The following is a 9,764-nucleotide window of genomic DNA, read 5'->3' on the forward strand; positions in this document are numbered from 1 at the left end:
GTGTAGGGTGTGGGGTGTGGGGTGTGGGGAAAGAAATAGCCCCAACAACCGAAGGGTTAAAAGCCCCGCCCTTTCAGGGCGTTTGCGTTGGCAGAGGTTAGAATCCTCTTCCAACGCCGTCTTCACTACACCCCACACCCTACCCCCTACACCCTGTCCAACAGTTTCCCACCAGAGATTTTCACAAATGATTTAGCTTATTGCAAGCGTATAGATACACTACCTGCATGGGCTGGCAAACCTTCTGCTTCTGCTAGGGTAACGGCTGCTTTGCCTATTGTCTGTAATGCTTGTAGATCGCATTCTAAATAAGTAATTCGTTTGAGAAAATCATAAACACTCAAGCCAGAGGCAAAGCGGGCAGAACGGGCAGTAGGCAATACATGGTTGGGGCCTCCTAAATAATCGCCAATCGCTTCTGGAGTATAGCGTCCTAAAAATACGCTTCCAGCACACTTAATTTGATTGGCAAGCTGTTGTGGGTTATCTGTGCACAATTCCACATGTTCTGGAGCTAGTTGATTGAGCAGTGGTATACTTTGTGCCAAATCGCTGACTAGAATCACGGCAGCATAATTTTGCCAACTAGCACTAGCGACTTCTGTAGTAGGTAAGTCTACAAGAATTTTCTCAACAGCCTTGATTACTTGTTGTGCGAAGATTTCCGAATCAGTAATTAAGATTGACTGGGCGCTAGGATCGTGTTCTGCTTGCGATAGTAAATCCCAGGCAATCCAATCTGGGTTGTTTTGACTATCGGCTACCACTAAAATTTCTGAAGGCCCGGCGATGCTATCAATGCCAACAGTGCCAAATACTTGACGCTTGGCTTCAGCAACATAAGCATTACCGGGGCCGACAATTTTATCCACAGGGGCGATGCTTTCCGTACCATAGGCTAATGCGGCGATCGCTTGTGCCCCACCAATGCCATATATTTCTGTAACGCCAGCAACTTGGGCCGCAGCCAAGACGGCGGGATTAATCTCACCGCCAGGCATTGGCACTGTCATCACAATTCTTTCCACGCCAGCTATTTTGGCTGGTAAGGCATTCATCAATAAAGAACTCGGATAGCTAGCCCGTCCCCCTGGTACATAAATTCCTACTTGCGACAGCGCTACCCAATTCAACCCCAGTTTTACCCCCACTGCATCGGTGTAGCCAATATCTTGCGGTAGGTGTTTTTGATGAAAAGCTGTAATTCTTTCAGCAGCTAGTTCTAGCGCTGCCTTGACATCGGCAGAACATTGTGCTGCTTGTTCGGCAATAAAGGTTTCACTCAGATGCAAAGATTGGGGATTGTAACGGTCAAAGCGACTAGTGTAGTCTTTAACTGCGGCATCACCACGCCCTTTGACATCAGCCAAAATTTCGCGTACTGTCCCACTAACATCTACTGTAGCTTCCCGGCGATCGCTGACAAGAGTTTGGAATTTCACAGAAAAATCTTTGTCGGTAATTTTAAGTAGCTGCATGGACAGTATTTTATAAAGCAGTGAGGTCAATAATTAGTTTAAAGCTGGAGCGACCCAATTGAGCTAACAAAGGATGTGAAGGGTATCCCTTAGCAATTCTACAATAAAATATTCCACAGGAACGCTTATATGTAGCATTTTCTATTGGGAAAGCTTTTTACCATGAATCCCCTGACGATATTACATTTGTAGTATTAAGGAGGACAGAATCATTTTTGTGCTGGCTGCTGGTCAGCAGTCGGCTGATGTACGAGATAGCCAAGGATAGCGGTAGCGATACCAGCTACAGTTCCAGCAACACCTTGTCCAATTAATCCAGCACCACCAAGCAGAGTTGACCCACCAGCGACCAAACCTAAAATTGTGGTGATTTTATTAAGAGTAGATTGTGACATTTAAGTTCTCCTGTGTGTGTTGGTAGTATTCCCAAAATAATTAAGTTATCTATGCTCGGTTGCGTTGAGGATTGTTAGCTGGGCTTTGATATCTAAAATATCCCTATCAAGTACCTCAAAGCGTCTTTCCATTTCATCAAATCCCAGAGTAATACCAGTAGAAATATCCTTTTGGTTATTCCTCAAGTGTTCAAAATCGCGTTTAGCCGCATAGGCTTTTGTTGCCGAATCTGCGGCATCTCTAGCAGCTATTTCTTTGTCAAATTTAATCTTGTTTTGCCACCAGACAACCCAGCCGGATGCCGCGCAGACTGAAGATAATAAAAAGCCTGCTGCGGTAGCATCGACTTTCATGAATACATAAACTCAGTAACTTTAACTTTGGCAGTCGATAGCGCACCAGAACAAATGCCAACAACAGCATTTTTGCTGAAATTAATATCAACATATTTTTCAGTAGGTGCTAGCGAAAAATCATAACTGGTTGCAGAGACACTAACACTAGCATCAGTGAGATTAGCTCCAATCGGAGCAAATTTAAAATATACAGTTGATGCTCCTGTATTAGAAATTAGGTAAGAGCGTCTAGTGCCATCTGTTTTTTCTGGAACAATTGTAGATTTTTGAGTACTAGCAACGCTCACATCAGCATCAGGTTGAGCAGTAGTAGTAGGTTGTTTATTAACTGTAGAGTAGAACATATTTTCCTGGTAGGTTTGAATAGAAATTGACCAACTTACATCAGCGTCATCAAGACGCAAAAAGCCTAAACTCTCTCCCACTACAACTTTAGGGAAGTAAAAAAGCTCAAGTTCACTAACTCTATAACTCAGTCTTTGAGGATTATAGATATTGATTTCGCCATCCTCATTAAATGCTTTGGCTACAACAGCTTTTAAATACTTGCCGTCATATTGTTTGTTTAAAGAGTGTCTAACTCGGCAGACTTCTCCAGTAAAAGGTACAATCAACCAATCTTTATTTAAATTGAAAGTACCCAAGTTCTGCCAAGTCATTTGTTAAGCGCCATAGTTAGAAATGTCATTGACTTTTTGTTCAATGCGCGGTAAGTCTACATTGATAATTTGATTAATCAGATTTTCAGTCGTATCTGATTCAATACCAACGTATTTAAATACAGTAAAACTGACATATTGAAACCATTTAGGAACATCAAGTGACAGAGAATAAGTTGATGTGAGTTCAGGGAAAATAATCAAAGTAATTCGGTTAAGCCAGATTTTACGCTTTTGTACAGCATCAGAATCTGGTAAACCTCCAACCAAAAGTCCTAAATTAATTCTCTGATTAAGAAAACCGCCAAAATACCATGTTGGTTTAGCAGTGCTACAAGTAACTGAAACTGCAATGATATGTTTATCCAATAGGACTGGAATAGTAATTGTCGGAATTGGTGTGTAGCTTTCCCCATTAGCACTAACTACAGCCTCAACCGTAGTCGTGTAAACACTTTCCCAGTTTTGCGAGTTTTCAAGTTGTAAAACTGGGTTACTCATAAATATCTGAGTTTTTAAGCTTCTTTAATATTTTGTCCGCCTGGTCTGCGGCGGCGTTTACCACGTTGCTCTGGTTGTGTGGGTTGAGAAGGTGGAACTTCAACGTTGGTTTCAGGCGTTTGATTGGGTTGATTCTCTTGCTTTTCTTCTGCCATCATTAATCTCCTAAATAAATCTCAGCTAAATTTTCTTCTACTTCTTCAATGTATTTATCAACATCATCAAGATATGGCTCAACCATTTCTAGCAAATCATCGGGAGAAATCTCCCCCCGAATCATTGCTTTAGTAGCTCGATCGACAATCATTGACGCTTGAATTGCCGATTGCATTTCTTGCTCTGGATTATGAGGAATAATAATCACAGAAAAGCATTGTCTGATTTGTCGATTGGCTGCTATGTTCATGCTGACAAAATGCTATTTCAAGTTATTAGTTAGATGGCAAACCTGTAGCTAGATTATTACCTGTTGGTTTAGCGCGGTCAAAGCTACGAACCGTAACAAATTCTTTTGGGATGAAATGCAGCCCTAAAACGGTATATTGTCCGCCGACTGTACCTTTTTTTAAAGCAGTCATTAAAGACTTTCTAACATCTTCTTCACTTACGGTTGCTAAAGTTGGAGTTGTAGGAGTGCCGCCTTCGGTTTCAGCTTGAGGTGCATTAGTGGTGCGACCGTAAGGAACAGAGCCAGAGCGGATACCTTCGTAAGCTTTGTAATTTCGTTTAGTGATTTTTGATTGCTTTTGTGTTTTTGCTTGAGTCAGACTAGCATTAGGAACAACGGTAATGATACATTCAGCTGCGTAAAAGCTTTCATCAATCTCGGTCTTAGACAAATCACGCTCAATTCCAAAAAGTGTGTCAGGAGCAGTTGCGCCGAATAATGTTTTAATGTTGTCGCCCTGCACAGTAATACTTGCTTGGACAGCAGTAACAGCACTTGGCTCAGTGGACAAACAAAAACTATTAGAATTCCAGTTGTACTGTCAGCTCAAATCATTGATTACGCCAGAAAACTGGATCGCAATAATGCCATGTCACACGGCATCTCAGCCGATTCGGTCTTAAGTGCAATTGACCGCTACATTGAATTTAGACAGCAGAATTTCCGCCCTAACCAGCACTCCAAAAAACCTGACCTAAGCAGTCGTACCTGGGACGAGCTGCGGAAATTCCAAGAACTGGTTAAAGAGAATCCAGGTGTGTTGGGGGTGGATTAATTCGTTGAGAATCAACGATTATTTCAAACTTTATTCTCGATCTCAATATCTCGCTCACTATATATTTGAATACTTTCTCCTGCTGGAGATTCAAATATATAGTTACGCCCACGTGCTGTATGGTTTGCTTCCACGCATTTACACCCCTCAACCCATTCATAACCGTTTTGAGTTATTCGACTGACGCGGTAGGTGACACTCGCTTGCCACCTTGCGGCTAAAGCTTTCAATCGGTTAGAAACTTTCCGGCTGCCGCCTTTTATTTCTTCACGGTATTCAGTAGCGTCTGGATGCATGAGGTGAATTGACCATTTCTCGCAATCAATGGGAGTGGCCATCGCCTTTATACCTCCCATTGGTGCATTTATTTTGACCTTTATTGGTTCGGGCAGTGCCGGCTGACTTTGCTCGACCTCAAAAACAGGTGCTTCCTCGCAAGGAAGTTGAAAATTAACTTCGGTTTTGCCGTCACACCCGTCACTTTCTATATGCAGCAAGGGTTGTGACCCGTCAATCGACCCGTCACTCAACCCGTCACTCGACCCGTCACTTTTATCATTTAACCCGTCACACCCGTCACTTTCCTTATGCAGCAAGGGTTGTGACCCGTCACTCAACCCGTCACTCGACCCGTCACTCGACCCGTCACTTTTGATTCGACTCATCAAGTAAACGTCATGAGTCGGGATATGGTCATCAGTCCCAGCGACTCGCAGCCGAATTCCTTTGACAAACTTGCCAGTATTACTGTGGCGTTTCTCAACTTTCCAACCCAAAACCGTGACACACGTCTCTACTAGGTCAGGAGAAAAATTCTTTTGGGACTTGGGATTGTCACCGAGATTGTGGCAGTGTCGTCTTCATTAGTCAAAAATGCTGCATAAAGTGGTTCGTTAGCTTGTTTGGTAAAGCGTTTGTATTCCCAGTTTAATGCGTCATGTATGGGTGTATTGCAATCATATCCATCAAAAAATTCTAAATCTTGATGGAACTCAATACAAGCATCAAATAAATCGGAATCGATACCACTTCCTTGAATAAAGGAATTTCTGACAAATGATTGAAAGTCTTCAAAGGAATCAAATCTGTTTCTTGTATCGCTATCTTTATATGCAGCATTTAACACCGCAACTGTTTGTCTAGAGGGAGTTTCGCTAATCATTTTCCCCTCCAAATGTGTTATAATTTAACCAATTATTGATACTTTTTGGCTGAGGAATGCTGTTACATTCACTCAGTTTTTTTCTTGGTTGCAGCATAGTTAGTTCTTCAGTAAATGTGTAGTTGGTGACTGAATTTCTTTAAAAAGGAATGTTATCTAACGTACAAGGGTTAATGTTTAGCCCTTGTTTTTTCATGGCATCAGTAAAGTCAACAAATATCGAATAAGGTACGTCAAGAAATAAGTGCGGAATGCTGAATGAAAATCCGATACTTAGTTGCGGGTGTGTCAGTGCTGACCATTCGATACTGATAGCTACTGGTGACGTAATTCGACACTGACAATATTTGAATCCGTGGTGATGCATGGCTGTCCAAAGCCAGAAATGCAGTAGTATAAATGTTCTGTTTTGTGGGTTGTGCATTGGTGACGAGTGAGTGACGGGTGAAGTGACGGGTCGAGTGACGGGTGAAGTGACGGGTCGAGTGACGGGTCAGAATCCTTGCTGTATAAGGAAAGTGACGGGTGTGACGGGTGAAGTAATGAAAAAGTGACGGGTCAAAATTGCTGTTGTTTTCATTTCTTTTGTGAAAGCAGATAGTTGGTCAGTGGTCAGTGGCGATCGCGTCTTCTTCAATCGGGGTCTCTGGAAATCGGTAGTAATGAATCGTTTGGTAAATTCCCTGGGTTCCCTGGATGCGCTTCAGAATACAGAAAGCTCCGTCTAGGTAGACAGCGCGCGGAAGCCGAGCAACAGCTACAAATTCCTTTTCTGCAAATTTGTTTCCGTTAGGGTCTATCAGAATTGCTTTTAGTGGCATGGTACTGGGTTGTCAGGAGCGATCGCCTTGCAAGGGAGGGGAGGGGCGAAGGTGTTCGGGGAGCCGCTGCCACCAGGTTTTTATTTGCCCGTTCTTGTCGATGATGGCGATATAAAAGTATTTGGGGAAGTCGGGATGCTGGAAGTTAATCCACTCTGGCGGCTTTGGCAGATGGTCATCAAAGAATCCGCTGGCATCGGGTAGCTGTTCTGGTTTTTGTTCGCTCATGAGTCTTTGGTCAGTTGATTTGCAGAGAAAAACAATAGCGGCGACTGCCCAATGTTTGGACAGCCGCCGCTAATTTTTGAGGTGGAAAACTGAACTAGTAACGCCGATCGCGTTTCAAGTCGTCGATGACTTTCTCCAGATACCAGTTGTCTGACTTGCCCCGGTGCAGTTGCCTCTGTTGTCGGAGCAGGCGCTTGGCTGTGAGGATGTCGCCATTGAGCATGGCAATTAGGTCTTGTTGCAGTTGCCTGTTTCTGGGGTCGTTGAGGTAAGACTGTGACCACTTTCCAGGCTTGGGTCGCGGTGGAGGCGATCGAAAGTGGGAGTATTGGGGCTTCCTGGGGATGAGTTGCTGAAGTGTTAGCCCTAGTCGTTCTAGTAAATGCATTAGATGCACAATGCTGATCAGCAAATCGCGGATTGCGAAGAGGATATTGATTAAACTGTCCATAGTGGATTGAATTGCAACTCTTTCCACCATCTACGGGTTCTGCTTGTGCTTGCATCAGCGGATACCCGTATTTGTTTTTAAAATCTTGATTCATGGTCACCCCAAGCGCTGAAATCTAGTCGAGCATTAACTGAGAAAAGCAGGCATAAATAAAACCGTCTACCCAAACAGGCAAACGGCTTTATTCCACTTCTTCGATTTCCTCTGTACTTTTCTCTGTCTCTTCTGTTTCTAAGTCCTCGGCAAATTGTTCTAGTTCCTGTATTCGAGCCTCTAATTCAGATACCTGTGTCTTGTGATATGCCAACTGCTCTTTAGTCTTGTCAATCAGTTGGCGTGCGATTCCCCCAGGAGTTCCCTCTCCAGCGCTGACAACAAGGGTATTTGATTTGTCGCTATTAGTTCTACTAGCTCCGAGCGAGTCATCCCTAGTTTTTGCGCCCTTCGGCGAAAGAGTTCCCACGCTTCTGGGGATACTGTCAAGCTTACCGTTTTTGCGTTTCTCTCTGACTTTGGTCTTCCTACCATTTTGATTTTCTCTTTTCATAGCAAGCCTTTCAATTATCACACATGTACAAATGAGAATTAGTTTTGCATTTTCACATATGTAATACTATAAATTAGCATTGTTTAAATGTAACTAATTATTCACGCAAATCCAGTAGAGATGGCAGCCTACCGCCACTGAGGCAACAGCAAAGACCTGCCAGCGCTGAGTACTGACCACCGAAACCCCAAACCATGCAGAGATAGCAGCCTGCAAGCCCAAAGACCTGCTAGGGGCGACAACCGAAAACCAACAACAGCCAACCAATGGGAAAAATCAAACTTCGCATTGAGGGAGAAACCAAAGACGTAAAAGCATTTTCACGATTCATGCGGCTAATAGCAAGATTCGTCAGCGCCGTGTCGCTGATAAGGGAAAGCCCAGATTTTCCCTACCACAGCACCACAGAGGTATGCCGTTACCTCGATTTTGAATTCGACACTGAAGTTTTGAGCGGAGGTGAAGAGTAGGAAAAAGCGATCGCCGGACAGCGGTCATTGTAAACAAACGTAAAAAGCGATAGCCGAAATGCTAAACAGACTAGTTCACATTCAAGAAGAAGGCATCGACAGAATCATCAACTTAAACGATGTCTGTTCTGCCACCAAAGTAGGAGAGACACTTTCAATCTTCATGGTTAACAATGCCCGTCCGCTACTCTTCCGAAAGCAAGCAGCTGAGAACATTTGGAGGACTTTAATGGATTTTAGTACGACCATCTATTCGCACCAAGCAGATAATTCTCACAATTACTTGCAGTCGTCTTTGAGCGATAATCGCAAGATTTTTTTGGATAGTCTAGCCATCTCTCACGATCGCACTCTTTCTAAGCTGGGAGGAGCAAAAGATATTGCCCAACTGCGGGACAACGCTTTACTTGAAGTCAAACTCGTTCCCCCGACTTTGAATAACCCCAGGCAGGCTTTCATGAAATTGCCAGGACAGAGTTTTGAGCCAATCCTGCTGCCAAACTGGCAAGTTATTAAAAATTTCGGAGTCACCCACACTTCACAGCCTGCTATCGACCGCGACACCTTACGGCGAATCTGGGATTTGGAGTTTAATTTAGACCCTGAAACGGTGAAACGAGGCGATGAAACGGTGAAACGACCGGATAGCAATGATTTCAGCACTGAAAATCGGCGTTTCACCCGTTTCAATTTAACGCGAAACGAAGCGAAAGCTGAAATTTTGAGGTTGCGAAATGAAATGAATATAAACCAGACAGAAATCATCAAAATGCTTTGGAATGCAAGACCTGGCAACACTGAAACTTACCGAAATGCCGTTTCAGAGTATAAGGAGTTGCTTGGGGAGGGAGGTGATTAAGACAAAAGCGATGGCTTCGCCAACGCCAAGGGCGAACGCGTTCATGCCACAAACGCGATCGCATTCAGGTGTATCAACCAAAAATTAACACAGGGTTTAGCTATGAAAGACAAAAATCTTGCCACCATTTGGGCTAAAAATATTTTGACCGAAAACAACTGGTGCATTCTGGATACCGAAACGACGGATTTAAAACAGGCCCAAATATGCCAAACAGGGGTTATTGCGCCAGGGATGCCAGGCTGGCAAACACTCGTTAAACCAACTATCCCGATTTCGCTTGAGGCGATTGAAATACACGGAATCACAAATGAGGCTGTAGACAATGCCCCAACCTTCGATCGAGTTTTCTTAGAGTTAATGAGACGAATAGGTAACAGAGATTTAATCATTTACAATGCTGATTTTGATTTACGGGCTATTAAAAATTCTTTGAGAGTACACGGAATTCAGCTAGCATTCCCCACTAGCGATCGCCGACAATGCCGCATCTTCACAAACGGCGGTTCTATCGACTGTGCAATGCTTTGGTACTCCCAATGGGTAGGAGAGTGGAATGCTTTCCACGGTAATTACAAGTGGCAACCGTTAATCGGGGGCAATCATTCTGCAT

At 43.6% G+C, this 9,764-nt stretch carries 18 protein-coding genes; 3 read left to right on the plus strand and 15 right to left on the minus strand.

What is annotated here, in order from left to right; genetic code table 11:
- Nucleotides 1-197: 197 nt before the first annotated feature.
- From hisD to I8752_RS36505, 8 genes are all read right to left on the minus strand, one after another.
- Nucleotides 198-1,478: a histidinol dehydrogenase gene (gene hisD, locus I8752_RS36470; protein ID WP_214437008.1), complete on the minus strand. Its 1,281-nt coding sequence runs from the start codon at nucleotides 1,476-1,478 to the stop codon at nucleotides 198-200.
- A 209-nt stretch (nucleotides 1,479-1,687) separates the two neighbouring features.
- The gene (locus I8752_RS36475) at nucleotides 1,688-1,873 is read right to left on the minus strand and encodes a hypothetical protein (protein WP_214437009.1); all 186 of its coding nucleotides are present in this window, start codon (nucleotides 1,871-1,873) and stop codon (nucleotides 1,688-1,690) included.
- 45 nt (nucleotides 1,874-1,918) lie between these two features.
- Complete coding sequence (locus I8752_RS36480) at nucleotides 1,919-2,227, minus strand: hypothetical protein (RefSeq protein ID WP_214437010.1); 309 nt, start codon at nucleotides 2,225-2,227, stop codon at nucleotides 1,919-1,921.
- Nucleotides 2,224-2,889, minus strand: coding sequence for a hypothetical protein (locus I8752_RS36485; protein WP_214437011.1), 666 nt, complete (start codon nucleotides 2,887-2,889; stop codon nucleotides 2,224-2,226). Before I8752_RS36485 ends, I8752_RS36480 begins: the two co-directional genes overlap by 4 nt.
- A 3-nt stretch (nucleotides 2,890-2,892) precedes the next feature.
- On the minus strand, nucleotides 2,893-3,390 hold the full coding sequence (locus tag I8752_RS36490) for a hypothetical protein (RefSeq protein ID WP_214437012.1): 498 nt from the start codon (nucleotides 3,388-3,390) through the stop codon (nucleotides 2,893-2,895).
- A gap of 14 nt (nucleotides 3,391-3,404) precedes the next feature.
- A complete protein-coding gene (locus I8752_RS36495) occupies nucleotides 3,405-3,548 on the minus strand; it encodes a hypothetical protein (RefSeq protein WP_214437013.1) in 144 nt (47 codons plus the stop codon).
- Nucleotides 3,548-3,796, minus strand: a complete 249-nt coding sequence (locus tag I8752_RS36500; protein WP_214437014.1) for a hypothetical protein — start codon at nucleotides 3,794-3,796, stop codon at nucleotides 3,548-3,550. The genes I8752_RS36495 and I8752_RS36500 overlap by 1 nt, the downstream gene beginning before the upstream one ends.
- Before the next feature lie 25 nt (nucleotides 3,797-3,821).
- Nucleotides 3,822-4,349: a hypothetical protein gene (locus tag I8752_RS36505; RefSeq protein ID WP_214437015.1), complete on the minus strand. Its 528-nt coding sequence runs from the start codon at nucleotides 4,347-4,349 to the stop codon at nucleotides 3,822-3,824.
- A 78-nt stretch (nucleotides 4,350-4,427) separates the two neighbouring features.
- Between I8752_RS36505 and I8752_RS36510 the strand changes: the two genes are divergently transcribed.
- On the plus strand, nucleotides 4,428-4,613 hold the full coding sequence (locus I8752_RS36510) for a hypothetical protein (protein ID WP_214437016.1): 186 nt from the start codon (nucleotides 4,428-4,430) through the stop codon (nucleotides 4,611-4,613).
- Nucleotides 4,614-4,636: 23 nt separating this feature from the next.
- Here the strand turns inward: I8752_RS36510 and I8752_RS36515 are convergent, their stop codons facing one another.
- From I8752_RS36515 to I8752_RS37880, 7 genes are all read right to left on the minus strand, one after another.
- Nucleotides 4,637-5,389, minus strand: a complete 753-nt coding sequence (locus I8752_RS36515; protein WP_214437017.1) for a hypothetical protein — start codon at nucleotides 5,387-5,389, stop codon at nucleotides 4,637-4,639.
- A 20-nt stretch (nucleotides 5,390-5,409) separates the two neighbouring features.
- Entirely contained in the window at nucleotides 5,410-5,775 is a 366-nt protein-coding gene (locus I8752_RS36520) for a hypothetical protein (protein ID WP_214437018.1), read from the minus strand.
- 605 nt (nucleotides 5,776-6,380) lie between these two features.
- Entirely contained in the window at nucleotides 6,381-6,596 is a 216-nt protein-coding gene (locus tag I8752_RS36525; protein WP_214437019.1) for a hypothetical protein, read from the minus strand.
- Between the two features lie 12 nt (nucleotides 6,597-6,608).
- Nucleotides 6,609-6,824 carry a hypothetical protein gene (locus I8752_RS36530; protein WP_214437020.1) on the minus strand — a complete coding sequence of 72 codons (216 nt, stop codon included), beginning with the start codon at nucleotides 6,822-6,824 and terminating at the stop codon, nucleotides 6,609-6,611.
- Entirely contained in the window at nucleotides 6,821-7,369 is a 549-nt protein-coding gene (locus tag I8752_RS36535; RefSeq protein WP_214437021.1) for a hypothetical protein, read from the minus strand. The genes I8752_RS36530 and I8752_RS36535 overlap by 4 nt, the downstream gene beginning before the upstream one ends.
- 87 nt (nucleotides 7,370-7,456) lie before the next feature.
- Nucleotides 7,457-7,822: a hypothetical protein gene (locus I8752_RS36540; protein WP_214437022.1), complete on the minus strand. Its 366-nt coding sequence runs from the start codon at nucleotides 7,820-7,822 to the stop codon at nucleotides 7,457-7,459.
- Between the two features lie 351 nt (nucleotides 7,823-8,173).
- On the minus strand, nucleotides 8,174-8,320 hold the full coding sequence (locus tag I8752_RS37880; protein WP_225896145.1) for a hypothetical protein: 147 nt from the start codon (nucleotides 8,318-8,320) through the stop codon (nucleotides 8,174-8,176).
- A 30-nt stretch (nucleotides 8,321-8,350) separates the two neighbouring features.
- Here I8752_RS37880 and I8752_RS36550 point away from each other — a divergent pair, with 30 nt between their 5' ends.
- The gene (locus tag I8752_RS36550; protein WP_214437024.1) at nucleotides 8,351-9,151 is read left to right on the plus strand and encodes a hypothetical protein; all 801 of its coding nucleotides are present in this window, start codon (nucleotides 8,351-8,353) and stop codon (nucleotides 9,149-9,151) included.
- Between the two features lie 102 nt (nucleotides 9,152-9,253).
- Nucleotides 9,254-9,764, plus strand: a 511-nt coding sequence (locus tag I8752_RS36555) for a 3'-5' exonuclease (RefSeq protein ID WP_214437025.1), incomplete at its 3' end; no start/stop codon positions are given.

The sequence above is a fragment of the Dendronalium phyllosphericum CENA369 genome (assembly GCF_016056275.1).
Classification (GTDB): Bacteria; Cyanobacteriota; Cyanobacteriia; order Cyanobacteriales; family Nostocaceae; genus Dendronalium; species Dendronalium phyllosphericum.

What these genes read in the sequence shown, in the direction of transcription:
- hisD (WP_214437008.1), bottom strand. Translation starts at nt 1,478, where the DNA reads ATGCAGCTACTTAAAATTACCGACAAAGATTTTTCTGTGAAATTCCAA.
- I8752_RS36475 (WP_214437009.1), bottom strand. Translation starts at nt 1,873, where the DNA reads ATGTCACAATCTACTCTTAATAAAATCACCACAATTTTAGGTTTGGTC.
- I8752_RS36480 (WP_214437010.1), bottom strand. Translation starts at nt 2,227, where the DNA reads ATGAAAGTCGATGCTACCGCAGCAGGCTTTTTATTATCTTCAGTCTGC.
- I8752_RS36485 (WP_214437011.1), bottom strand. Translation starts at nt 2,889, where the DNA reads ATGACTTGGCAGAACTTGGGTACTTTCAATTTAAATAAAGATTGGTTG.
- I8752_RS36490 (WP_214437012.1), bottom strand. Translation starts at nt 3,390, where the DNA reads ATGAGTAACCCAGTTTTACAACTTGAAAACTCGCAAAACTGGGAAAGT.
- I8752_RS36495 (WP_214437013.1), bottom strand. Translation starts at nt 3,548, where the DNA reads ATGATGGCAGAAGAAAAGCAAGAGAATCAACCCAATCAAACGCCTGAA.
- I8752_RS36500 (WP_214437014.1), bottom strand. Translation starts at nt 3,796, where the DNA reads ATGAACATAGCAGCCAATCGACAAATCAGACAATGCTTTTCTGTGATT.
- I8752_RS36510 (WP_214437016.1), top strand. Translation starts at nt 4,428, where the DNA reads ATGTCACACGGCATCTCAGCCGATTCGGTCTTAAGTGCAATTGACCGC.
- I8752_RS36520 (WP_214437018.1), bottom strand. Translation starts at nt 5,775, where the DNA reads ATGATTAGCGAAACTCCCTCTAGACAAACAGTTGCGGTGTTAAATGCT.
- I8752_RS36525 (WP_214437019.1), bottom strand. Translation starts at nt 6,596, where the DNA reads ATGCCACTAAAAGCAATTCTGATAGACCCTAACGGAAACAAATTTGCA.
- I8752_RS36530 (WP_214437020.1), bottom strand. Translation starts at nt 6,824, where the DNA reads ATGAGCGAACAAAAACCAGAACAGCTACCCGATGCCAGCGGATTCTTT.
- I8752_RS36535 (WP_214437021.1), bottom strand. Translation starts at nt 7,369, where the DNA reads ATGAATCAAGATTTTAAAAACAAATACGGGTATCCGCTGATGCAAGCA.
- I8752_RS36540 (WP_214437022.1), bottom strand. Translation starts at nt 7,822, where the DNA reads ATGAAAAGAGAAAATCAAAATGGTAGGAAGACCAAAGTCAGAGAGAAA.
- I8752_RS37880 (WP_225896145.1), bottom strand. Translation starts at nt 8,320, where the DNA reads ATGACCGCTGTCCGGCGATCGCTTTTTCCTACTCTTCACCTCCGCTCA.
- I8752_RS36550 (WP_214437024.1), top strand. Translation starts at nt 8,351, where the DNA reads ATGCTAAACAGACTAGTTCACATTCAAGAAGAAGGCATCGACAGAATC.